Source organism: Salinimicrobium oceani (genome assembly GCF_012037645.1).
Genome location: NZ_JAAVJR010000004.1, coordinates 245,985 through 267,002, shown reverse-complemented (window position 1 = coordinate 267,002; position 21,018 = coordinate 245,985). Strand labels below are relative to the sequence as shown.

Here is a 21,018-nt window from a genome sequence, read left to right as displayed (position 1 = left end):
TCTTACAGTGTATGATAGAGGTCAATTTTCAGGCCAATTTCCTCGCTCCGCTTCCCACTCTGTCGTTGATATATTGACCATTCTGGCAATATTGCTTCAGCTCGACTTCTATGAATTCCAGGGTTAGTTCTTCCTCCTTTTCCGGATACAGCAAATGCACATTTGCGCCTGCATCAAGGGTAAAACAGAGATGTAGCCCGGTCTCTTCTCTGAACTCAAAAATCTTATTGATGATCGCAAGCGTATTCGGCTTCATGAGCAGGAAATAAGGCTCGCTGGTCATCATCATAGCGTGAAGGGTAAGAGCTTCACTTTCCACTACTTTTATAAATTCTGAAAGATCTCCGCTGCGGAAGATCTCTTTGAGTCGGTCGAGATTGTCGTGGGCCTGCCTAAAGCGTCTTTCGGCATAAGCATGACCATTCATCAATTCGTGGCCAACCGTACTGCTCACCTGCTTTTCTCCTTTATCGACCAGCAAGATCGTGTCCCTGTAATTCCTGAAATTTTCATGTACCTCATCTCTAAATCTCACCCCGTAAAGATCACTGCTTTGGTAGATATTATTCTGAAGCCCCCAAACCACAAGTTCTCCTTCGATACTGCGACAGGCACTACCCGATCCCAGCCTTGCCAAAAATGAGCTTTTTCGGGTGAAATATTCCTCACTCATTTCGGGATTTAATTGCTTTTCCAGGCTCATAAGGCAAAGTGCAAGTGCGCTCATTCCGCTGGCTGAAGATGCGATCCCGCTACTATGGGGAAAGGAATTGGAAGTTTCAATGCTAAATTCGTAGTCCTTCAAAAATGGCAAATACTGCTCTACTCTTTCCAGGAACTTCTGAATTTTTGGCCGGAAAGAATCCTTCTTCTCCCCCTCAAATTCTAGTTCAAAATCAAAATCATCTGAGATCTGCTCCTTCTTCCTGAACTTTAAAGTTGTGGTCGTTCTACAGGAATCCAGCGTAAAACTAATGGAAGGATTTGCAGGAATCTGATGCTCCAGTTTTCCCCAATACTTCACCAGGGCAATGTTGCTGGGGCTTTGCCAGGTCACTTCCCCTTGCTCCACTGTTGCGGAATATGGATTCGGAATAAAATCTTTTTCGGTCATAACGCAAAGATAGATTTTCCTGTTAAAGCCAAAGCCATCCAAAAATGCTATTTTAGGGAGGAAATAAAATCAGACCTATGCGCAAGACCATTCTCATCACCGGCGCCTCCAGCGGAATTGGCAGGGCAACAGCTAAACTTTTTGCAGAAAAAGGCTGGAACGTTGCCGCCACCATGCGCGCTCCTAAAGAAGAAACAGAGCTAAAAGAACTTCCTAATCTTAAACTTTATGAGTTGGACGTAACACGAAAGGAACACCTGCAAAAGATCATTCCTGAAGTGGAAGCCGATTTTCCGAAGATCGATGTCCTATTCAACAATGCCGGTTATGGCGCAGTGGGCGCATTTGAAAAATCTTCGGAAGAGGACGTGCTGCAGCAGTTTCAGGTCAATGTTTTTGGAGTGATGGATCTTTGTCGGGAGTTTATTCCGTACTTCCGAATGAAAGGGGAAGGAATGATCATCAACACCTCATCTGTGGTTGGCCGGTTCACGATTCCGCTTTACAGCCTGTACTGCTCCAGCAAATGGGCGCTCGAAGGATTTACTGAAGCCCTGCAGTTCGAACTCCGCAAGTTCAATATCAAGGTGAAACTGCTAGAACCCGCAGCCATAAAAACCGATTTCCACGGCCGCTCCCTGAAGATTTTTGACAATGAATCGGTCAAAGGTTATGAAAAAATGGAAAAAGCAATTTTTAGCGGAATGCGTAGCAGAAATGAAAAAGCACCCGGTCCCGAAGTGGTTGCAAAAACTGTTTTCAAGGCAGTAACAGACGGCAGCCAAAAACTTCGCTACCCTACCGGAAAAGGTGCAAGCGCAGTATTGCTGGCAAGAAAGATCCTGCCCACGTCCTGGTTCAATAAAATTTTACTTAAACAGCAGAATCGGAGGTCATAGCCTGTGCCGCAAGGAATCCGCCGGTCCATGCATTCTGAAAATTGAAGCCGCCGGTGATGGCGTCAATATTCAGCACTTCTCCCGCCAGGAAAAGGTCTTTATAGACCTTGCTTTCGAAAGTTTTGAAGTTCACCTCTTTGAGTTCAACTCCTCCTGCTGTGACGAATTCTTCCTTAAAAGTGCTTTTTCCATGCACCTGAAATGTGCCACAGGTGAGTTCCTCCGTAAGAGATTCCAGCTGCTGCCTGTTAAGATCGGCCCAGCGAACTCCAGGTTCAATACCCGATGCCTGCAGCAGACTTTGCCATAAGCGCTTCGGAAGTTCAAAAAGGGCTCGCTTGTGCACAAATTGCTTAGCTTTTTCCCCTTTTTGAAGCCTTAGTTCTTCTTCCACATCTTCAGAAGAAACTTCAGGAAGCCAATTCACTTCGATCTCAAAATTCTTTTTATCGCATAGCTCCCTTGCACCCCAGGCCGAAAGTTTCAGAATAGCGGGTCCGCTCATGCCCCAGTGGGTGATCAATAAGGGTCCTGAAGTTTCCAGTTTATCTTTCTTAAGCTTCACTATCGCATTTGTAGCTACTCCGGGAAGATCTTTGATGCGTTTATCACTTATGTTGAAAGTGAACAGAGAAGGCACCCCCGGCACAATTGAATGGCCAAGATCCTGAAGCAGATTCCACATTTTTGGATTGCTTCCGGTGGCTACCAGTACTTTTTTGGCAGTAAAATTTTCCTGTGAAGTTGAGATCTCCCAAAGATCATTTTTCTGCTGCAGTTGCTGCACTGCCCTTTTGGTAAGGAGCTCGATTTTTAACCTTTTTGACTCCTCAAGAAACAGATCAATGATAGTTTCAGAAGAGTTGGATTCAGGGAACATTCGGCCGTCCTCCTCGATCTTCAGCGGCACACCTCTCTTTTCGAACCATTCAATTGTATCACCCGTCATGAAGTTATGGAAAGGCCCACGAAGCTCCTTTTCTCCTCTCGGGTAATTCCGCGTAAGTTCCTTCGGAAGGAATTCGGCGTGAGTGACATTGCACCTTCCGCCGCCCGAGATGCGCACCTTGTTCAGCACATCTTTTCCCCTCTCGAGAATGCAGATCCTGGCTCCCGGAGCCATTTCAGCAGCATTGATCGCGGTGAAAAATCCGGCAGCCCCGCCACCAATTATTATAATGTCAAAAGAAAGAGGTTCCAAAAATGTCATTTTTCAGCCGCAAAGGTATCCATTTTTGTAAGACGTTATTCTTTGTTAAAGCCTGCGCTAAATCTTTCTTAAACCTTCGGCAACCAGCCCGCCGGTTCTATAACTTTAAATCTCAAAATGTTAGAGAAATGAGCAAACCTAAAGACCTTCCGAAGCAAAAGCAGGACAAGCAGCCCGGAGAACAGCAAAAGATGCATCCCGAGCCGGAAGTAATTCGCAAAGACTACAAAGGCAGTGAGAAACTGAAGGGAAAGGTCGCTCTGATCACAGGCGGCGACAGCGGAATTGGGCAAAGTGTGGCAGTGCATTTTGCTAAAGAAGGCGCAAAAGTTGCTATTGTCTATCTTTCTGAAGATAAAGACGCCGAAGAAACTATAAAGATGATCGAGAAAGCAGGTTCTGAGGGCCTGGCTTTAAAAGGAGATCTCACGGAAGAAAAATTTTGCAGGGAAGTTGTTCAAAAGACGGTAGAAAAATTCGGCGGACTCAATATCCTGGTGAATAATGCAGCTATGCAATTTCCTGAGGAAAAACCAGAGGACGTCGATTCGGCACAGGTAAGAAAGACCTTTGAGACCAATATATATCCTTATTTCTTCACCGTAAATGAAGCGCTCAAACACCTTAAGGACGGTGATAGCATCATCAATACTACTTCTGTAACTGCCTATCGCGGTAGCGAACACCTGCTGGATTATTCGAGCACCAAAGGAGCGATCACCGCCTACACCCGATCCCTCTCAAAAATGCTGGCCGAAAGAAATATCCGGGTGAATGGAGTAGCGCCAGGCCCTATCTGGACACCGCTCATTCCCGCCTCTTTTGATGCCGAACATGTAGCTGAATTTGGGAAAAAAGTACCGCTGGGAAGAGCAGGACAACCCAGCGAAGTGGGTCCGGCTTATATCTTTTTAGCCAGTAAGGATGCAAGTTACATTACCGGGCAGGTGATCCATGTCAATGGTGGCGAAGTAGTAGGTGCTTAATCAAAGCGTTCTTCTTAACTTGTTTCTCAATCCATAATTCAAAACTCATGAAAGAGTGGTTTAACCTAAGCTGGGAGTCTGTTATTGTTTTATCTGTGAATGCCATTGGTATCTACCTGGCCATTATAATTTTTACCAGGCTCACGGGAAAACGTAGTTTTTCGAAGATGTCAAGCTTTGACTTTGCCATGACCGTTGCCATAGGTTCCATGATCGCATCTACAGTCCTGTCTGGATCTGTTGGCCTTGCAACCGGAATTTTAGGACTGGCATTTATCTATGGACTCCAGATTGCTGTTGCGACCCTCAGGAAATACAAAACTGTGAGCCAAATCGTGGATAATTCTCCACTTATGCTCATGGACGGAGAAAATATTCTCAAGGAAAATTTGATAAAAGCCAAAGTGACCGAAGGGGATCTGCGATCTAAATTAAGAGAAGCCAATGTGCTGAATTTATCACAGGTACGGGCGGTCGTTTTCGAAACTACGGGTGATATTTCGGTACTTCACAGCAATAATGAGCAGGAGGTTCTTGAAGACTGGCTCCTTAAAGATGTATCACGCTAATGCTGGGCTGGACAGAAATTCTTGGCCTTGCAGCTGGTGCCTTTACAACTGCTGCAGTTGTGCCCCAAATTTGGAAAGCCTGGAAAACTAAAGAGGTTGAAGATGTCTCCCCCGGGATGTTCTTTGTTCTCATTACAGGACTGGGTTTGTGGATCGTTTATGGCGTAATTCAAAAGGATATTCCCATCATGGCAACCAATGGGCTCGCTTTTTTACTGAACAGCTTTATGATCTTTCTTATTTTCAGGTATCGCGAAAAATAGAAGCATTTGGCTGGCTGTTAATCTTACTTAAAACTCCATTAAGAGAATCTTAAACCTCTTGAGGATAATGGCTTCAGCTATTATTTTTATCCAAACTCAATTTATGTCGCGTATTTCAATGACCCAGGTGGATACTTCCTCCTCCAAAGCCGAATTCGAAGATTTTATTATCGCAAAAGATCATCCATGTCTTATGGCACAAACCGTTTTCAGCATGGATAAAGTCGATTTTCATGAATATAATGACTTCGGAAGCAGGCAAACTGCCAGAGCTATTTTGGCTGATTTGAAGAAATATATTGCGGCTTATGACTTTGAATCTAATGAGTTTCTCACTTTCCTGGCTGCCTTTAAAGGACAACAGCAATATACTGAAGAGGAATTTGAAAAGACACTTTGGGAACAATTACAACATTTGCATGAAGTAGATGACACTCCCTGGGACGAAGCTGTTAATGCAGATCCCGAACACAAAAACTTTAGTTTTAGCCTGGGCGGTAAAGCCTTCTATATAGTTGGCCTACATCCAAATAGTTCCAGAAAAGCAAGGCAGGCGCCTTATCCTGCTATTGCATTCAACCTGCACTGGCAGTTTGAGAAATTAAGAGAGATGAACACCTACCATACAGTGCGAGATAAAATTCGCGATAGGGATATTGCTCTACAAGGGGATATTAATCCAATGCTCCAGGATTTTGGAGAGCGCAGCGAAGCCAGGCAATATAGTGGTAGAAAAGTTGGAGAAGAATGGAAATGTCCTTTTCTTAACCACAAAAAATAAACATGTTTCGGCAGAAAAAATATCTCAAGCAGGATCCCCAGTACATTTTTGATTTTATAGATAATCATCCCTTCGCAACCTTCGTGCTGCAGGGAGAGGAGCTACTGGCTACCCACATCCCAGTTCTCATTGAAGGTACACCAGAAAAATTTCAGCTTTACGGACATATAGCCGAAGCAAACGAACAGTACAAGTTCCTCAAGGACGGACTCGAAGCGCTGTTAATTTTTCATGGCGCACATGGTTACGTCTCCTCTTCCTGGTACAAAGACATCAATATTAGCACCTGGGATTATTCGGCAGTACATGTAAATGTAAAGCTGAAGCTCCAGACGAGAGCCGAACTGGAGGAAAGCCTCCAAAAGTTGATCGGGAGATTTGAAAAGGATCAGAAATGTCCAGTACATTATCAAGACCTTCCGAAGGATATGGTAGAAGATCATCTTCCGCTTATTACAGGCTTTTGGTGTGAACCGGTGAAGGTGCAGGCCATAGCTAAGCTTCACCAGGGTTTTGAGCACGATGACCTACATTCGGTCACTTCACATTTGGAGCAAAGAGAAGATCCTTTATCTTCAGAACTCAGCAAAAACATTAAAAGAGAACATGGTACAGATCATTGAGAGACAAACAGGAGCCGCCTTTAAGCTTCAAAAAGGGCAAAAATTGAAGGTTACAGATCCGCAGGGAGAACAGGTAAGCGATATGGTTCTCTTTAATGCCGAAGACCCGCGGGAAAAGATCTCATCAGGGAAAACCCTTGATTTTGAGGAAAGCATCCTCATTACCAAAGGCGACTGGCTGTGGAGCAACCGTAGCAATAAGATGATGAAGATCCTGGAAGACACCAATGGCAGGAATGATTTTCTGCTCGCCCCCTGCAGCCCCGAAACCTTTAAGATCATGTATAATAATCCGGAATATCATCCCAGCTGCTTTGAGAATCTCTACACCAATTTAGCTCCCTTTGGAATTGAACCCGACGATGTTCCAACTGCCTTCAACATCTTTATGAATGTGCAGTTCGATCAAAACGGAAAATTAAGTGTAGATCCGCCGCTGAGCAAAGCCGGGGATTATGTGCTTTTTGAAGCCGAAATGGATCTAATTGTTGCCCTCACCGCCTGCTCTGCAGAAGACAGCAATAATGGTAGTTTTAAGCCTATACACTACGAAATCCTGCGGGATTAAGAAATGAAAACCTTTTTGGAAATAATAATTGGAGCCTTTTCAGAAGGAATTTTTATGCAGAAAAGAGAATTAGACCATTGAAAATAGATAATTAAAGTACATCACTGCAATCAAGCAGAATAAGAGAATAGCCATAAGAACAGCCTTATTGATTCGAAATTTCATTGCATTCTAATTCGGGCAATAAATGTAAAAAATACATTTTACATATTGTGCGCCTTAACAAATCTTTAAAATTCTCTTTTTTAGGTCCTTTGGCGCCCTTTTTTACTTAGCATCTACCTTTCTCTGTTTACTCCTGAACCTGATATTCAGCATTTCTATACATAGAGAGAAGAAAACAGCGAAGTAGATATATCCTTTAGGAACGTGATATTGCAAGGCTTCCATCATCAACATAAAGCCGATAAGAATAAGGAATGACAACGCAAGAATTTGGATAGTAGGATATTTATTCACAAATTCTCCAATAGCTTTTGCAAAGATCATCATTACCACTATTGAAACTACAACAGCTATGATCATTAAAATGATCTCGTCTGTCAATCCCACAGCTGTAAGTATAGAATCAAAGGAGAAAATGATATCGAGCATCACTATTTGAAAAATAGCATACCCAAAGGACGAGATCTGTTTCAGCTCATGCTGGTGTTCATCACCTTCAACTTTTGAATGGATCTCCATAATAGATTTTAAAAGCAGAAAGATACCTCCTGCTGCAAGAATGATATCTCTCCAGCTGAAGTCAAAACCAAACATGGCAAATACAGGATCTGTTAAACTTATTAGCCAGGTAACGCTAAAGAGCAGACCAATCCTCATGATAAGTGCTAAGCCTAATCCTCCCAGGCGGGCTTTGCTTTGTTGTTCTTCTGGCAACTTCCCTGCAACGATCGAAATAAAAATAATATTATCAATTCCCAGAACGATCTCCATAAAAGTTAGCGTGAGCAGGGCGATCCAGGTATCAATTTCAAGAAAAATCTCCATTTGTAGCGAAAATATTTTGAACAGCTGAAGGTACAGCATCCTGCGTTTTAAGCAAACTGCTGTTAGAAAAAATTAAGAAACCTGACCTATTTAGAAAGCAGCAGAATTATTGTCAGAAATAATATTTTATGAAAATACCTTTTTTCAGGGGAGATTTCCAGGGAACGTCAGACAACAGAAATTCCTATTTTTATTGTAATATTGCAATTAATATTTTGAATCCATGGGACTTACGAAATCTGAAATATTTACCAAAGAGCAGAATGCTATTGCGGCAATGGCCAAAGTGCTGGGGCATCCTGCCAGAATTTCTATTCTACAACACCTTTTTGAGAGTGATACCTGCATTTGCGGAGACCTGGTAAATAAGATAGGACTTTCTCAACCCACCATTTCACAGCACCTCAAGGAGCTTAAGAGTGCAGGTTTGATCAAAGGAAATATTGAAGGCACCAGCGTATGCTACTGCATTCACCGCGAAAACTGGAACCAAATGAAAAAACTACTTACAGATTTTCTCGACCAGGATCTTCGTACCCAAACTGAATGCTGCTAATTATTTCATTCTAATGAGCATTGGGCTGCATTTCAGAAAATTCAGTAGCCAGTTACCAAGTTTGGTTGACAAATTGCTGCAGAACATGAAATTTTTCTAGCTTTAACCATGACACAGAACCACTTCAGGGAAATTCAGCGTTTTAACCAATGGTGGCTATGGATCAGCTTCCTGGTTCTTGGCGTTTTCCTGATCTACCTGAATGCAGTCAACTTAGGTGCACTTGTTCTGGTTGTGGTGAGCCTCATTTTTCTATCTCTAAGGCTCATTACCAATGTTGATAAAGCAGGAGTAAAATTTCGGTTCTTCCCTTTTGTAAAAAAGAATTATAGCTGGGAGGAGATCGAGTCTGCTCGCATTGTGAACTACGGCTTTGTGGGAGGCTGGGGCATAAGGCTTTTCACTTCCTATGGTACCGTATATAATGTGAAAGGCGATAAGGGCCTGGCTGTAAAACTTAAGAATGGAAAGAAGTTCTGCCTTGGAACACAAAGGCCACAGGAGCTTCAGGAAACTCTTGATCTCCTTGGTCCTCCTCGTAACTCAGCACTCTAAAATGTCATTTTTGAAAAGTTTTTTTCTACTCTTTCTTTTAGTCCTTTCTGCAGGATGTGAGAATTCCAAAGAAGATGGCCTCCTTAAAAATGCCCTTGCTGCAGATCGGGATTGGAAAAAAGTCTCAACCGAAAACTTCATTCTCTATGCGCCCCTCGAAAGCCCGGCCGCCAAAAAACTTTCGGCATTTGGGATCGACGCTGAAGCAGCTCGGCTGCAGGTGATGGAGCAATTACAGGTAGTGAAGCAGGAGGAATCGGCGGTACTTATTTTCACCACATCGCCCGAAGAAATGTTACAATTTTCTGGAGTTAGAACGAGTGGAAGAGCCGTGATAGACGAAAATGGCATTTTCTTTCTTGCAGAAACCTTTTCGGCGCCGGCTTTTAAAAAAGAATTGGGGCGGCTGTATTCCTGGAGAAGCTGGGGAAAACCTTCAAATTTCTGGTTCGATGAAGGAATGGCAGTTTATGCAGCAGGAGATTGCGCAGGCGAAGATCTACACGCCTGGGTTTCAAAACTGGCCTCGGAGAATAAACTTACAGACTTTTCTGAGCTGGAGGCTGAAAAAGAAGGCTACCCTTCCTACACAAGCATACAGGCAGGAAGTTTTGTGAAATATCTTATGGAGAAATACGGAATCCTCTCCTTTAGAATGTTCTGAGAGCAAGGATTTACTGCTTCCTCTGAAGCAACGGGCCTGGAACTGGATGCACTTCTAAACAACTGGACCAGTCATATCATGCAAAACGAATTTACAAGTGCAGCACAGTTTCTTGACCTGGAAGAAAAGATAAGCTGCGAATAAACAGAGTTTTGTCAGCTTACATTGAGTTGAACCTACTTCTATATTGAGATTTTTAGCTTAGCCTTTGAACTTTTCGGTTTTAAGAATATCTCAATTCGCAAAAAAAAAGCTGCAGAATGTCTGCAGCTTTTTCTTTCTGTCATGCTGATCTAATCATCACTGCTGTCGTCATCATCATCGTCATCGTCATCACCATTATGGTCATCAGCCTCCAGGAAATTGCCCTGGGCGTCAAAATGTAACTCCAGACCATTGTTCAATGTTACCTCATAGGTTCCATCGTCTTCTTTTTCGGCTTCAATAATGCTGTAGTCGGGGTAATTGGCAGTGATATAATCCCTCACCGCCTGTGGTAGATCATCAATGGCAATATCTTCATCATCCCTGTCATCATTATCATCATCTTCGGCGCGTCCCAGGAAATTACCATCGGCATCAAAGATCAGTTCAACGTCATTGGAGAGTTCAACTTCATAGTTTCCATTGTTTTCCCTTTCAGCTTCTTCAACAGTGGCATTAGGGAAATAAGTGCTTATAAAATCTCTTACAGCGGCAGGAAGATCTCCGGCTGCAACATCTTCATCCCCAAAATCGTCATCGTCATCATCATCGATCCCAAGGAAGTTACCCTGTTGGTCGAAAATTAATTCGGTTTCATCATTCAATTCCACCTCGTAATTATTGTTGTCTTCGATTTCGGCTTTCCAGATAGTATTATTTGGGTAATTTGTCGTTATATAATCCAGGATAGCCTGGGGCAAGGCGGCGGTATTAACATGATTATCAGATCGAGCTGCGGTAAGGTTCAGATCTACTTCTCCACCTGTTTCTCCGCCATCGTCATCATTTGAACAGGAAGAAAATACAAGCAGGGATACAAGTATTAAACTAAAGAACTTTAGATTTTTCATAATTGCAAACTTTTAAAGGATTGAGTTCTTCAGAAACGCTAAAAAGCTGATCAAATTTTAGGAGGACGTTGTTTTTAGCAGAAATTTAGCATAGCTCCAGGAACCACTTTTCAGAAAATCTCCTATTCAACGGCTGCAACAATTTCCCTAAGGAAAATATTGAGATCAAACTCCGGATGCTCTATAAGTCCGAAGCGAACAACCACCAGGTCTTTTGAAGGAATGACAAATACATGCTGGCCCTGGAAACCGTTTGCTGAAAAAAGATCTCGCGGCACATCTGGATAGCTTCCGCCGGCATTGAGCCAAAAATGTGCACCATAGTGCCCCGAAGAACCTTCCACTGGCTCAATAGTATGTGCTATCCACGCTTCTGACAAAATTTGCTCTCCGTTCCAGTTTCCTTTTCTTAGGTAGAGTAATCCGAATTTAGCCCAATCTCGCGCCGTCGCCCAGGAATAAGAGGAGCCAACGTAGTTACCCGAAAGGTCGGCTTCGAGCGTCATTGAGTGCATTCCAATCCTGTCAATTAGTCCGCTGTACCAAAAATCAAGGTATTCCTGCTGTGAAGAAAACCGATCTCTTATGTATCCTGAAAGTAAATTGGTAGTGCCCGAAGAATAATTCCACAAGGTTCCCGGCTGAGCTACCAATGGGTTTTCCAGTTGTACCCTAGCCATATCCTGAGCCAGAAATAGCATTTGTGTCACATCGGAGATCTTGGTGTAGTCCTCTTCCCATTCCAGGCCACTGTTCATGTGCAACAAATTCTCGAGTGTGATCTCAGATCTTTGGTCCTTTTCCCATTCCAGAAAAAGATCTCTTTCATCAAGAGCAATTCGTCCTTGCTTCTCAAGAACACCCAAAACTGCACTGGTGATACTTTTTGTCATCGACCAACCGAGAAATTTTGTTCTTTCTGAAAAGCCTTCTGCATATTTTTCAGCTAAAAGATGGTCCTTATATAGCACTACTATTGCTCTGGTACCTTGCTCCTCAAAAAAGGCATTCTGGAGTGCCTTTTCTAGCTGCGGCATCTTGACCTCAGCAAAGGAAGTGTCATGCGGTTTTTCATGGCCATAGGGATAAGGCTTTGCAATGTGACTTTGGATTCGATTTGGCCTGGTCTCCAAAAATGCAGTTTTATCCAGATCTTCTGGCAGTAATACACAACCGAGGCCAGGATAGTAAGCTGCCTTTCGTTCCTTTAATCCGAAGACTGTTGCTGTGGCCCAGGCTTCTTTGTCATTTACTTCATATTCGGCATAATTCACGGGATCAAAATTATTATCCTGCAATACCACCGATTTTACACTGCGATCTGCCTCAAAGACGCACGAGCACATATTCTTTGCCGCAAATCCTGTGATGAGATTCAACCTCGGATAATAAATATAGACCACGACTCCAATACCAAGAGCGACGAGAACGAGAATTAGACTTAGGATCTTCTTCATAATGGAACAGAGAAGATTAAATATAGAAGTAATTTTTATCACCTGCCAAAAATGTCATTTTTGAAAGGTCTTTCCAGCCTCAGGTTTTTGCTGCTGATCTTATCTTAGATTCGGAGGAATTAAACTGAAATACCTGTTCTCTGCCGCGAACTTTTCATTTCGAACCTAATAATTAAAGATAACAGAAAGGCCGTTACCAGAAGTCCGGCGAAGGAATAGAGCATGGCAGTGTACCCGTTGAAAGCGGTGCGCATCCAGGCAGCAAATAAAGGCCCCACCATTCCCGCGGCTGCCCAGGAGGTGAGCATGTATCCCAGGATTACTCCCAGCGCCCTGGTACCAAAGAGATCTTTGAGAAAGGAGGGCATTGTAGCAAATCCGCCACCATAGCAGGAAATAATAATAAAGATCAATATTTGAAAAAGCAGCTCATTTTCTACGGAAGGCAGGACTAGAAAAACAGGTATTTGCAGTAAGAAGAAACCACTGAACATATTGGGTCTCCCAATACGATCGGACAGGGAAGCCCAGCCAATGCGACCAAAACCATTAAAAAGTCCCATAATGCCAACCATAGTTGCTGCGGCTACCATAGTTAATCCCGCAAACTCCTGCGCCATGGGAGCAGCTGCAGATATTATGGCTATTCCGCAGGAAATATTGATAAAGAACATCAACCATAATAACCAGAAACTTCTGGTTTTCACAGCCGCTTCAGCCGTAAGTTGTACGTCCCTAACTGAATGATCTTTCCCGGCGGCAGGATCTGGATCTTTCGGTCTTTTCGGCTCCCAACCTTCCGAAGGAAGGGAAAGATAGGACGAGGAAGCCAGGATTGCCAGAAAATATATACTGCCCATGATGTAAAATGTAGGAGCCAGCCCAAAAGTATTAATAGAATATACAATAAGGGGACTGCTAATAAGGGCGGCGAACCCAAATCCCATCACAGCCATTCCTGTAGCAAGACCCGGTTTATCGGGAAACCACTTAATGAGGGTGGCGATAGGAGTAATATATCCCAACCCGAGACCTATCCCACCTAACAATCCGTAAAAAAGATAAAGCAGATATACAGATTCCAGCTGCACCGCGAGTCCAGATCCCGCAATGCCTATTCCAAAGAAAAGAGCGGAGAGCATGCCAGACAGTCTGGGTCCCTTTTTCTCCAGGAAATGACCCAAAAAGGCCGCTGCGATGCCGAGAACAAAAATGGCAAGACTAAAACTAAACTGCGTTTCCTTCAATGACCAGCCCATTTCCTGCACCAGCGGCGTTGTGAATACGCTCCAGGCATAAACCGATCCTATTGAAATATGTATTCCTACTGCGGAAGCTGCAATAAGCCACCTGTTCTTATTTTGTTCCATGAATGGAGGAAGTTCCTGAAAAAGCTTTAGACTGCAAAGTAATGATAGAAATTCAGGAGATGCTATGACAGGCATCATCTCTCAAAAGGAATGGCGCAAACTGCTGCTGGCAATTAGCAGCTATTTCCATTGAAAACCTGTAAATTTACCAGCCCAAAAATAGATAAAATGATCACACCAGAAGACCACCCGGAAACTCAACCCCGGCTCTATTCTAAAACTCTTATCCTTGTCTTTGCAATTCTGTTTTCTACGATCTTTGCTGCAGCACTTCTGGTTGTCAATTTGAGGCACCTTAAGAAACAGAAGGAAGCCTTATGGGTACTGCTCTTTGCCTTTGCCTACATTATTCTTACCGCAGTAGTGATGCAGAGTTTTGGCCTCGCACCTACAATGACGATCATTACAAATGTTATTGGTGCGGCGATCCTGAACGAATACTTTTGGAATAAATTTATTGGAAGTGAAACTGCTTATCAAAAGAAAAGCTGGGTAAAACCGACGCTTATTTCCATTGGAATTGCCTTGCTGTTTCTACTTCTTCTTATGGGAACCATCAGCCAATAACCTCTCAAAAAGGGCATTTTCCAGGTCTCTTTAACAGGAAAATTTTTAGCTATTTCAAAAGGCAAAAAAATGTTCAATAACATTAAAATCACCTGCCTTTTATGCGATCTTATTATTTCCTCGGAAGTTTTCCCGGGAAATCTTCTGCCCCTGCGGAAAAATCTTAGCTGTTTCCATAAATCTTCCTGCTATTGATCTCTTCTGTCTGAAGAAGGATTTGCACCTGAAATCAATCCGAATAATTCTTGCTGAAATTTGTCATTTTTGAGACCTCAGCCGAAAAACTTCTGAAGCTTAGGCGTTAAAATCCAGAATAACTTCTAAATTTATGGGAATATCACTGCGTTTAATGAAAAAATTAGGCTTTCTTCTTTTTTTGCTTTTCCTTGGCTCCTGCTCTGTGATTGAGCAAAATCACGAGACGCCTTTTTTTTCTCCAGATTTTGAAAAAAAGGCCCTTGAAGAAGAATTTCAACTCATAGATGCAGATCGCCTTGAAAGCTTCAGCGAATTGAGAAATCAGATAGGACAGCTGGCCTGTGAGGGTAAAGTTTCTGGTTTAAAATTCACATATCTGCATAAAAGATATTATGTCACGGCAGTCGCAGCCTGCCCTCAACCCACTTCTACTGCCTGTCATTTTCAACGCATTCAGATTTACGTAAAAAATGATTCTGTTATAGAACCGCACTCCGTCGATGAGGGCAAACCTTTAGCGCAGTTAGCAGCAGTTTTGAGTGAGTATATTTCCAAACCATATTTTCTTCAGACAAAAGAAAACATCATGGAGCCGGCTTTGATCCACCTGTATGTTGAGGAAGAAAATGACATGGAGGTGACGAAGAAGGCACTTGCTACAATAGCTGAAGATTTTGCCCAACTCAACTCTGGAAAGGCAAAGGATTTTTTCGCACACAGCATTCTTCTGGCACGTCATGATCCCACAAATTTCCCACCACCACCACCACCTGCAAAGAACTGATATGACTTTTTATAAAAGAATGATCTTTAAAGCAACCGAATCCTTAACCCTGACAAGCCCCGGAACTTTTGGAATTAAAAAGCTCTTTTTGATGGCCTTTTTGATTGTGTTTTCGAAGGCTTCTTATGCCCAGGCAGATACGCCACATGCATTTTATTCTTCAGCTGAATTTGATTTGGGCAATTACATTGGGCTGGACCTGAATCTGAATTACGTTTACCACGAGCAGCTCAGTTTTAAGATGGGGTACAGCGGCCATGTGCGGAAAGCCAGGTCAAAACCGGCAGATTATTCTTCGGGGCTGGTGGATGGACTTTTCTTTGGTCTGTTAAGTCCTTACGATACCTTTGAAAATTTCCAGGCGGGAATGGGAAAGATCTTTAAACTTAATGAGTCGGGCACCATTCGGCTGAATTTTAGTCTTGGCTTAGGTTATACAACCATTGAAGAACCCGGAAATTGGGAAACTTCTGGAGGTGGGATCTTTGTAGAAAATTATACCTGGAGCTATCATAAATACAATACCATTAGCTTTATTGTGAATCCAAAAATTGAAATCCCTTTCAGCAGGTTTTTTGGCTTCACAATTTCCCCGGTAGTACAGATTAGCAAAGACAGGATCTACTACGGAATAGGATTTGGCGAAATGATGGGCCTGCTGCGGAAAAGAAAAACCAGTGCATCTCAATAATTTCAATCGCTCAACTGCTTCCAAGTAATAATGTGTTACTACGCTGTACATCCTCCTGTCTCTCAAAATTTATCTTTAAAATGTTATTTTCGAGGAGGGAGGCGATGTGCTCTTTATGGGCATTGTTGATACCAGCATTAAAAAGAACTTTTCCATGCTTTTCAAGTAATTTCTCCACCTGTTGCCAGAATTCAAGTGAGAAAAACTGAGGAGGAACGCTGAGGTCCAGAAAAAGATCTACAATGATAAGGCCAAATTTTCCCTTTGCTGAAGCGACATAAGCTTCGGCATCTGTACAAACGAGCTCTAAGGGCTGGTACTGCTCTACCTGAAATTCAGATTTTGCGATCTCCAGTATATCTGGATCCAATTCCACTGCAGTGATCTTAGAGTAATAACGGTATTTCTTCCGAAGCAAAGGAATTACACTTCCGCCTCCCAGTCCGAGAAGAAGGATTGGCGAGGCCCTGTTTGCATTCACTTTGGAAAGCCCAAAATCCAGCACTTCCTGAAGTGGGCCGTACGAATAATTTGCATTACTGCTGTCCAGAACTTTTCGGCCGTTGCTCCAGGTAACTTCCAGCTGACCATTGAAACGGGAATTATATTTCCTGGTAAGTGGCCACAGGTAACTCAGTTGTTTTTTCATAGCCTTACAAAGATACCATTTTACAAAAAGGCTCTTGCAAGACTAGAGAAGGACATCGATTAAAAGAAACTTCTGATTTAAAGCGTTTTTAGAAAAATTTCCTTGAAAGGATACCTCTCAAAAAGGCCATTTTTAAGGCTGCTTCAAATTAGATTTCCTACTCGTATTTTAATTCGGAATAAGCAGCACTTCCATGTTCATGAAGATCTAAACCTTCAATTTCTTCCTGCTCACTTACCCTTAGCTCATTTGATTTTTTTAGCGCAGAAAAAATTGCAAAGGATGTAAGGGCGGCGAAGATCCCAACTGCGCTAATTCCTATCATTTGAGAAAGGAGTTGCTGCCAGCCGGCAAGGTTTCCAAAAATTCCCACAGCCAGGGTTCCCCATATTCCGCAGGTGAGATGCACCGAAACGGCACCAACGGGATCATCTAATCGCAGTTTCTCAAGCCATGCTACGGAAAAAACAATAAGGATCCCCGAGCCCGTTCCTATTAAAAAAGCCTCACCTACACCTACAAGATCGGCTGAAGCTGTGATCCCTACAAGACCTCCTAAGATCCCGTTGAGTACCATGGAAAGGTCGTTGGACCGATATCTTATTCTGGTAAAAACGAAGGAGCTTAAACCTCCGGCGGCTGCAGCTATACATGTGGTAACCAGCACAAGAGAAGTCGCAGCAGGATTTGCAGAAAGCACAGAACCCCCATTAAACCCGAACCATCCAAACCACAATAGAAAAGCCCCTACGGTGGAGAGCGGAATACTGTGGCCGGGAATGACCTTTGTTTCTCCTTCACCAAATTTCCCTATGCGCGGGCCCAGGAGGTATATTCCAACAAGGGCAGCCCAACCTCCAACAGAATGTACCAAGGTAGAGCCGGCAAAATCATAAAATCCCAATTCGTCAAGAAAACCCCCACCCCATTTCCAGAAGCCGGCAATGGGATATACAAGTCCCACATAAATAATGGAAAAGGCTATGAACCCAGATAATTTGATCCTTTCGGCTACAGCGCCCGAGACTATAGTTGCAGCGGTAGCGGCAAACATGGCCTGGAAAAGGAAATCTGTATAAAAGGTATAATTCCCACTGGCGTATTCCGCAGTTAAGCCATTTCCTGGTAAGGGAATTCCAAAACCTGCAAAACCAATAAGATCACCCGCAAAGATCTCTCCCGGGTACATAAGGCTAAAGCCGAGCAGAGTATAAGTAAGCAGACCAATGATAAGGACCATTACGTTCTTAAAGAGAATATTAATTGTATTTTTTGCCCGGGTAAGGCCTATTTCCAGGAGCGAAAATCCCAGGTGCATAATAAATACCAGGACGATACAAAGCATCATCCACACATTGTTGATAACAAAGTTCAGATCTTCCATAACTAACTGAGAGATTGGGTTCCAGATTCCTTAGTTCTAATTCGATAAGCCTCCTCTATGGTGGAAACGAAAATTTTTCCGTCTCCAATTTTACCAGTAAATGTAGTATCAAGGATCACCTGCACAGTCTCCTCCTTTTTTTCGTCGGAAACAATGATAGACAGCATTCGCCTGGGAATATCTGATGTACTGTAGGCTACTCCCCGGTAAACATGGCCGTGGGTTTCATTGCCAACACCAGTCACATCCCAGTACGTAAAAAAGACGACTCCTATTTCCTGCAGGGCCAGCTTCACTTCCTGAAATTTTTCGCTTCGGATTATTGCTTCAATTTTCTTCATTTCATCCTGAATTAGCATATTACGAACATAAACTTAGTAAATTTTTACCCACACCCCCTAAATAAATGGGGCAAAATGATGAAATTTATATATTTAATAAGCAATACCCCCTCTTTTTACGTAGCTCATAATTATTATTCAATTTCTATTGATAGAATTTTAGGAGCTCGTATTTCCGATTCCTATGGTCAAAGAGGCACCCGGAACTGCTCCATTCCATTATTTTTCTGGATCTGCACCTCCAGTTCATTCGCATGCATTAATTTTATGAGTGCATTTCTTGTACAGCAGCAAAAATGGAATCAAGTCTGCAGCAAGGGCCACATGAAATAGATCTTATGGGACATCAGCATAACCATCAGCATGATTCAGGTAAAAACCTCCGGCTGGCTTTTTTTCTTAACCTTGGTTTTACGATCCTGGAGTTTATTGGCGGCATGTATGTAAATAGCGTGGCGATCATTTCCGACGCTGTGCACGATCTGGGTGACAGCCTGTCCTTGGGCACCTCCTGGTATCTCGACAAAAAGAGTAAGGAGAAGTCGAATGCCGCATTTTCTTTTGGATATAGAAGATTCTCCCTCCTGGGAGCCTTGATCAACAGCCTGGTTCTCATTGGCGGCTCGATCTATGTGATCTACGAAGCTGTTGGAAGATTGTTCGAACCAGAACATTCTGATGCAGACGGGATGATCATTTTTGCCATTATAGGCGTTGCAGTTAATGGTTATGCAGCTTACAAACTAAGCAGTGGCAAAAGCATGAACGAAAAAGTAGTTTCCTGGCACCTGCTTGAGGATGTTCTGGGCTGGGTTGCTGTACTCGTTGTTGCTATCGTGCTTAAATTTCAGGATATACATTACCTGGACCCTGCACTTTCCCTATTGATCACCATCTATATACTCTGGAATGTGGTAAAGCGGCTTAAGGAAACCCTGTTTATCTTTTTACAGGGAGTCCCAAAAGATATTGATCTCCAAGAGATTAAGAATAAAATACTTGAAATTAATAAGGTCGCATCTATGCATCATACCCACATCTGGTCTCTTGAAGGTGAACACCATGTATTCACGGCACACATCAAACTACAGTATATTGAGAAATTTGGTGAAGTACTGGAAGTAAAGAAACAGGTAAAAAATATCCTGAAAACATATTCCTTCGAGCACTACACAATTGAAACCGAACTGGATGAAGAAACCTGTGAATTGACGGAATAACCCCATCGGCCTTGAAATCTTTAATTGGCTGGCAACCTAGTTAAATGATGAACAGGAGGAGGAAAACCTGATTTTTAATTCCTACATTCGTGGGGTAAAACATATTATGGAGCTCAACGTCCTCATTGCAAGTTTTCAGAATAAAGATGGAAAAGCTTTCGAAGCTTTGTATTCCATGTACAGTGAAAGCATGCACGGGGTTATCTTCAATATAGTTCGAGATCATGATATTGCGCAGGAAGTGCTGCAGGATGTTTTCCTGAAGGCCTGGCATAATGCAGATACCTATTCCTCTAAAAAAGGCCGTTTTTTTACATGGTTGTTGAACATCGCACGAAATGCTGCGATCGACAAGATAAGGTCCAAGGATTTTAAAAATGCCAGGAAAAACCTTGACAGCAATTTTTTCGTAGATATATTAGAAAATGATGACAACTACAACAGGGCGACAGATAGTATTGGAGTAAAATCATTTGTTAGCAAACTTGCTACAAAATGCACAGAAATCATTGATCTCCTGTATTTTAAAGGTTTTACGCAGAAGGAAGCTTCTGAAAGTCTTAACCTTCCTGTGGGAACAGTCAAAACAAGGAATAGAAATTGTATAAATGAGTTGCGCCACATGCTGCGTGTTCAATAAATGGAAGTTAAAGATTACATAGAATCTGGAATACTGGAACTTTACGTTGCCGGCAGCCTCTCTGAGAAAGAGAATGAGGAGGTGGCCGAGATGATGAAAAAGCATCCTGAAGTTTACCAGGAGGTAATCAAAATTGAAGCTTCAATAATGTCACTAACAGCTGCGGCTTCACCTTCCAATTCAGCAAACTTCCTGGCCGATCTAAAGTCCAGATTAGGCAGTAAAGACATACAGTCAAAAACGAGAAGCTTATATCCCAGGTCTTCCTGGGTCACCTATTCAGGTTGGGCTGCTGCAGTTGTTGTAGGCTTTGGCTTGTGGTGGACAGTGAGCGAGATCGACAATCTGCGGGAAGAGATACGCGTGGTGGAAACTAGAAATGAGCTCATGGAAGAGCAAATTGAACGAGCAAATACCGATCTTTCTGAAGCTGAAAATCTTATTGGTATCCTTCGTGACAGAGATATTATCACTGTACCGCTTCAAGGACAGGAAGCTTCTCCCGAAGCATATGCGAAGGTCTACTGGAATAAAAAAGGAGAGCAAATTTTCTTAGACGCACAGGGACTTCCGGAGCCGCCTCGCGGAAAAGTTTATCAGGTATGGTCATTAAGACTTTCTCCATTGACTCCTACAAGCCTCGGAACCATAGAGGACTTTTCTACAGATGAAAACAAGATCTTCAGCATTCCCAATCCTAATGAATCTGAAGCCTTTGGAATTACTCTTGAGCCTGCCGGCGGAAGTTTGACTCCAACTTTAGAGCAGCTTTATACGATAGGCGTAGTGGAAAGCACCTCTTAAAAAGGGGAATATTTTCAATATTTTAGCTGAATTTTTCCGAAGCACCTTCTTGCTGACTTACAAAAAAAGCGCTTATCGTA

25 protein-coding genes are annotated in these 21,018 nt (G+C 42.8%); 16 read left to right on the top strand and 9 right to left on the bottom strand.

Going from position 1 to position 21,018, the window contains the following annotated elements; all coding sequences use genetic code 11:
* Positions 1–28: 28 nt before the first annotated feature.
* Positions 29–1,114 carry a diphosphomevalonate decarboxylase gene (locus HC175_RS09190; protein ID WP_168138189.1) on the bottom strand — a complete coding sequence of 362 codons (1,086 nt, stop codon included), beginning with the start codon at positions 1,112–1,114 and terminating at the stop codon, positions 29–31.
* Between the two features lie 77 nt (positions 1,115–1,191).
* Here HC175_RS09190 and HC175_RS09185 point away from each other — a divergent pair, with 77 nt between their 5' ends.
* Positions 1,192–2,013, top strand: a complete 822-nt coding sequence (locus HC175_RS09185) for an SDR family oxidoreductase (RefSeq protein WP_168138188.1) — start codon at positions 1,192–1,194, stop codon at positions 2,011–2,013.
* Here the strand turns inward: HC175_RS09185 and HC175_RS09180 are convergent.
* Positions 1,988–3,223 carry a BaiN/RdsA family NAD(P)/FAD-dependent oxidoreductase gene (locus HC175_RS09180; RefSeq protein ID WP_168138187.1) on the bottom strand — a complete coding sequence of 412 codons (1,236 nt, stop codon included), beginning with the start codon at positions 3,221–3,223 and terminating at the stop codon, positions 1,988–1,990. The two genes, HC175_RS09185 and HC175_RS09180, sit on opposite strands and share 26 nt — an antisense overlap.
* A gap of 128 nt (positions 3,224–3,351) precedes the next feature.
* Here HC175_RS09180 and HC175_RS09175 point away from each other — a divergent pair, with 128 nt between their 5' ends.
* From HC175_RS09175 to HC175_RS09150, 6 genes are all read left to right on the top strand, one after another.
* Positions 3,352–4,209: an SDR family oxidoreductase gene (locus HC175_RS09175; RefSeq protein WP_168138186.1), complete on the top strand. Its 858-nt coding sequence runs from the start codon at positions 3,352–3,354 to the stop codon at positions 4,207–4,209.
* A 47-nt stretch (positions 4,210–4,256) separates the two neighbouring features.
* A complete protein-coding gene (locus tag HC175_RS09170) occupies positions 4,257–4,778 on the top strand; it encodes a DUF421 domain-containing protein (RefSeq protein ID WP_168138185.1) in 522 nt (173 codons plus the stop codon).
* Positions 4,778–5,041 carry a SemiSWEET family sugar transporter gene (locus HC175_RS09165; RefSeq protein WP_235942567.1) on the top strand — a complete coding sequence of 88 codons (264 nt, stop codon included), beginning with the start codon at positions 4,778–4,780 and terminating at the stop codon, positions 5,039–5,041. Before HC175_RS09170 ends, HC175_RS09165 begins: the two co-directional genes overlap by 1 nt.
* A gap of 103 nt (positions 5,042–5,144) precedes the next feature.
* The gene (gntA, locus tag HC175_RS09160) at positions 5,145–5,822 is read left to right on the top strand and encodes a guanitoxin biosynthesis heme-dependent pre-guanitoxin N-hydroxylase GntA (protein ID WP_168138184.1); all 678 of its coding nucleotides are present in this window, start codon (positions 5,145–5,147) and stop codon (positions 5,820–5,822) included.
* A gap of 2 nt (positions 5,823–5,824) precedes the next feature.
* The gene (locus HC175_RS09155; RefSeq protein WP_168138183.1) at positions 5,825–6,445 is read left to right on the top strand and encodes an FMN-binding negative transcriptional regulator; all 621 of its coding nucleotides are present in this window, start codon (positions 5,825–5,827) and stop codon (positions 6,443–6,445) included.
* Positions 6,429–7,013 (top strand): DUF1989 domain-containing protein, encoded by a 585-nt coding sequence (locus HC175_RS09150; protein WP_168138182.1) that lies wholly within the window; start codon positions 6,429–6,431, stop codon positions 7,011–7,013. The genes HC175_RS09155 and HC175_RS09150 overlap by 17 nt, the downstream gene beginning before the upstream one ends.
* A 267-nt stretch (positions 7,014–7,280) precedes the next feature.
* Here the strand turns inward: HC175_RS09150 and HC175_RS09145 are convergent, their stop codons facing one another.
* Positions 7,281–8,003, bottom strand: a complete 723-nt coding sequence (locus tag HC175_RS09145) for a TerC family protein (RefSeq protein WP_168138181.1) — start codon at positions 8,001–8,003, stop codon at positions 7,281–7,283.
* A 223-nt stretch (positions 8,004–8,226) separates the two neighbouring features.
* Between HC175_RS09145 and HC175_RS09140 the strand changes: the two genes are divergently transcribed.
* From HC175_RS09140 to HC175_RS09130, 3 genes are all read left to right on the top strand, one after another.
* Positions 8,227–8,559 carry an ArsR/SmtB family transcription factor gene (locus tag HC175_RS09140; protein WP_168138180.1) on the top strand — a complete coding sequence of 111 codons (333 nt, stop codon included), beginning with the start codon at positions 8,227–8,229 and terminating at the stop codon, positions 8,557–8,559.
* A gap of 108 nt (positions 8,560–8,667) precedes the next feature.
* On the top strand, positions 8,668–9,114 hold the full coding sequence (locus tag HC175_RS09135) for a hypothetical protein (protein ID WP_168138179.1): 447 nt from the start codon (positions 8,668–8,670) through the stop codon (positions 9,112–9,114).
* 10 nt (positions 9,115–9,124) lie between these two features.
* Positions 9,125–9,778, top strand: a complete 654-nt coding sequence (locus HC175_RS09130; RefSeq protein ID WP_168138178.1) for a hypothetical protein — start codon at positions 9,125–9,127, stop codon at positions 9,776–9,778.
* A 293-nt stretch (positions 9,779–10,071) separates the two neighbouring features.
* Here the strand turns inward: HC175_RS09130 and HC175_RS09125 are convergent, their stop codons facing one another.
* The 3 genes from HC175_RS09125 to HC175_RS09115 form a co-directional block, all read right to left on the bottom strand.
* Positions 10,072–10,833, bottom strand: coding sequence for a PepSY-like domain-containing protein (locus HC175_RS09125; protein WP_168138177.1), 762 nt, complete (start codon positions 10,831–10,833; stop codon positions 10,072–10,074).
* A gap of 122 nt (positions 10,834–10,955) precedes the next feature.
* The gene (locus tag HC175_RS09120) at positions 10,956–12,290 is read right to left on the bottom strand and encodes a serine hydrolase domain-containing protein (protein WP_168138176.1); all 1,335 of its coding nucleotides are present in this window, start codon (positions 12,288–12,290) and stop codon (positions 10,956–10,958) included.
* Positions 12,291–12,409: 119 nt separating this feature from the next.
* The gene (locus tag HC175_RS09115) at positions 12,410–13,660 is read right to left on the bottom strand and encodes an L-lactate MFS transporter (protein WP_168138175.1); all 1,251 of its coding nucleotides are present in this window, start codon (positions 13,658–13,660) and stop codon (positions 12,410–12,412) included.
* A gap of 168 nt (positions 13,661–13,828) precedes the next feature.
* On the opposite strand from HC175_RS09115, the gene HC175_RS09110 reads away from it, so the two are divergent.
* From HC175_RS09110 to HC175_RS09100, 3 genes are all read left to right on the top strand, one after another.
* Positions 13,829–14,227: a hypothetical protein gene (locus HC175_RS09110; protein ID WP_168138174.1), complete on the top strand. Its 399-nt coding sequence runs from the start codon at positions 13,829–13,831 to the stop codon at positions 14,225–14,227.
* A gap of 349 nt (positions 14,228–14,576) precedes the next feature.
* Positions 14,577–15,209: a hypothetical protein gene (locus HC175_RS09105; protein WP_168138173.1), complete on the top strand. Its 633-nt coding sequence runs from the start codon at positions 14,577–14,579 to the stop codon at positions 15,207–15,209.
* Positions 15,210–15,300: 91 nt separating this feature from the next.
* Positions 15,301–15,900, top strand: coding sequence for a hypothetical protein (locus HC175_RS09100; RefSeq protein WP_168138172.1), 600 nt, complete (start codon positions 15,301–15,303; stop codon positions 15,898–15,900).
* A 10-nt stretch (positions 15,901–15,910) separates the two neighbouring features.
* Here the strand turns inward: HC175_RS09100 and HC175_RS09095 are convergent, their stop codons facing one another.
* The 3 genes from HC175_RS09095 to HC175_RS09085 all read right to left on the bottom strand — a co-directional run bounded on the left by HC175_RS09095 (position 15,911) and on the right by HC175_RS09085 (position 18,274).
* Positions 15,911–16,549 carry a spermidine synthase gene (locus HC175_RS09095; protein WP_168138171.1) on the bottom strand — a complete coding sequence of 213 codons (639 nt, stop codon included), beginning with the start codon at positions 16,547–16,549 and terminating at the stop codon, positions 15,911–15,913.
* Between the two features lie 157 nt (positions 16,550–16,706).
* Positions 16,707–17,933, bottom strand: coding sequence for an ammonium transporter (locus HC175_RS09090; protein ID WP_168138170.1), 1,227 nt, complete (start codon positions 17,931–17,933; stop codon positions 16,707–16,709).
* Positions 17,934–17,935: 2 nt separating this feature from the next.
* The gene (locus HC175_RS09085) at positions 17,936–18,274 is read right to left on the bottom strand and encodes a P-II family nitrogen regulator (RefSeq protein WP_168138169.1); all 339 of its coding nucleotides are present in this window, start codon (positions 18,272–18,274) and stop codon (positions 17,936–17,938) included.
* A 296-nt stretch (positions 18,275–18,570) separates the two neighbouring features.
* On the opposite strand from HC175_RS09085, the gene HC175_RS09080 reads away from it, so the two are divergent.
* The 3 genes from HC175_RS09080 (at position 18,571) to HC175_RS09070 (ending at position 20,938) form a co-directional block, all read left to right on the top strand.
* The gene (locus HC175_RS09080) at positions 18,571–19,494 is read left to right on the top strand and encodes a cation diffusion facilitator family transporter (RefSeq protein ID WP_235942566.1); all 924 of its coding nucleotides are present in this window, start codon (positions 18,571–18,573) and stop codon (positions 19,492–19,494) included.
* A 106-nt stretch (positions 19,495–19,600) separates the two neighbouring features.
* Positions 19,601–20,134: an RNA polymerase sigma factor gene (locus HC175_RS09075; protein WP_168138168.1), complete on the top strand. Its 534-nt coding sequence runs from the start codon at positions 19,601–19,603 to the stop codon at positions 20,132–20,134.
* Positions 20,135–20,938 (top strand): anti-sigma factor, encoded by an 804-nt coding sequence (locus tag HC175_RS09070; protein ID WP_168138167.1) that lies wholly within the window; start codon positions 20,135–20,137, stop codon positions 20,936–20,938.
* Positions 20,939–21,018 lie beyond the last annotated feature (80 nt).

Excerpts from the sequence above, each read along its gene's own strand:
- HC175_RS09190 (WP_168138189.1), bottom strand. The coding sequence starts at position 1,114 with ATGACCGAAAAAGATTTTATTCCGAATCCATATTCCGCAACAGTGGAG.
- HC175_RS09185 (WP_168138188.1), top strand. The coding sequence starts at position 1,192 with ATGCGCAAGACCATTCTCATCACCGGCGCCTCCAGCGGAATTGGCAGG.
- HC175_RS09180 (WP_168138187.1), bottom strand. The coding sequence starts at position 3,223 with ATGACATTTTTGGAACCTCTTTCTTTTGACATTATAATAATTGGTGGC.
- HC175_RS09175 (WP_168138186.1), top strand. The coding sequence starts at position 3,352 with ATGAGCAAACCTAAAGACCTTCCGAAGCAAAAGCAGGACAAGCAGCCC.
- HC175_RS09170 (WP_168138185.1), top strand. The coding sequence starts at position 4,257 with ATGAAAGAGTGGTTTAACCTAAGCTGGGAGTCTGTTATTGTTTTATCT.
- HC175_RS09165 (WP_235942567.1), top strand. The coding sequence starts at position 4,778 with ATGCTGGGCTGGACAGAAATTCTTGGCCTTGCAGCTGGTGCCTTTACA.
- gntA (WP_168138184.1), top strand. The coding sequence starts at position 5,145 with ATGTCGCGTATTTCAATGACCCAGGTGGATACTTCCTCCTCCAAAGCC.
- HC175_RS09155 (WP_168138183.1), top strand. The coding sequence starts at position 5,825 with ATGTTTCGGCAGAAAAAATATCTCAAGCAGGATCCCCAGTACATTTTT.
- HC175_RS09150 (WP_168138182.1), top strand. The coding sequence starts at position 6,429 with ATGGTACAGATCATTGAGAGACAAACAGGAGCCGCCTTTAAGCTTCAA.
- HC175_RS09145 (WP_168138181.1), bottom strand. The coding sequence starts at position 8,003 with ATGGAGATTTTTCTTGAAATTGATACCTGGATCGCCCTGCTCACGCTA.
- HC175_RS09140 (WP_168138180.1), top strand. The coding sequence starts at position 8,227 with ATGGGACTTACGAAATCTGAAATATTTACCAAAGAGCAGAATGCTATT.
- HC175_RS09135 (WP_168138179.1), top strand. The coding sequence starts at position 8,668 with ATGACACAGAACCACTTCAGGGAAATTCAGCGTTTTAACCAATGGTGG.
- HC175_RS09125 (WP_168138177.1), bottom strand. The coding sequence starts at position 10,833 with ATGAAAAATCTAAAGTTCTTTAGTTTAATACTTGTATCCCTGCTTGTA.
- HC175_RS09120 (WP_168138176.1), bottom strand. The coding sequence starts at position 12,290 with ATGAAGAAGATCCTAAGTCTAATTCTCGTTCTCGTCGCTCTTGGTATT.
- HC175_RS09115 (WP_168138175.1), bottom strand. The coding sequence starts at position 13,660 with ATGGAACAAAATAAGAACAGGTGGCTTATTGCAGCTTCCGCAGTAGGA.
- HC175_RS09110 (WP_168138174.1), top strand. The coding sequence starts at position 13,829 with ATGATCACACCAGAAGACCACCCGGAAACTCAACCCCGGCTCTATTCT.
- HC175_RS09105 (WP_168138173.1), top strand. The coding sequence starts at position 14,577 with ATGAAAAAATTAGGCTTTCTTCTTTTTTTGCTTTTCCTTGGCTCCTGC.
- HC175_RS09100 (WP_168138172.1), top strand. The coding sequence starts at position 15,301 with ATGGCCTTTTTGATTGTGTTTTCGAAGGCTTCTTATGCCCAGGCAGAT.
- HC175_RS09095 (WP_168138171.1), bottom strand. The coding sequence starts at position 16,549 with ATGAAAAAACAACTGAGTTACCTGTGGCCACTTACCAGGAAATATAAT.
- HC175_RS09090 (WP_168138170.1), bottom strand. The coding sequence starts at position 17,933 with ATGGAAGATCTGAACTTTGTTATCAACAATGTGTGGATGATGCTTTGT.
- HC175_RS09085 (WP_168138169.1), bottom strand. The coding sequence starts at position 18,274 with ATGAAGAAAATTGAAGCAATAATCCGAAGCGAAAAATTTCAGGAAGTG.
- HC175_RS09080 (WP_235942566.1), top strand. The coding sequence starts at position 18,571 with ATGGAATCAAGTCTGCAGCAAGGGCCACATGAAATAGATCTTATGGGA.
- HC175_RS09075 (WP_168138168.1), top strand. The coding sequence starts at position 19,601 with ATGGAGCTCAACGTCCTCATTGCAAGTTTTCAGAATAAAGATGGAAAA.
- HC175_RS09070 (WP_168138167.1), top strand. The coding sequence starts at position 20,135 with ATGGAAGTTAAAGATTACATAGAATCTGGAATACTGGAACTTTACGTT.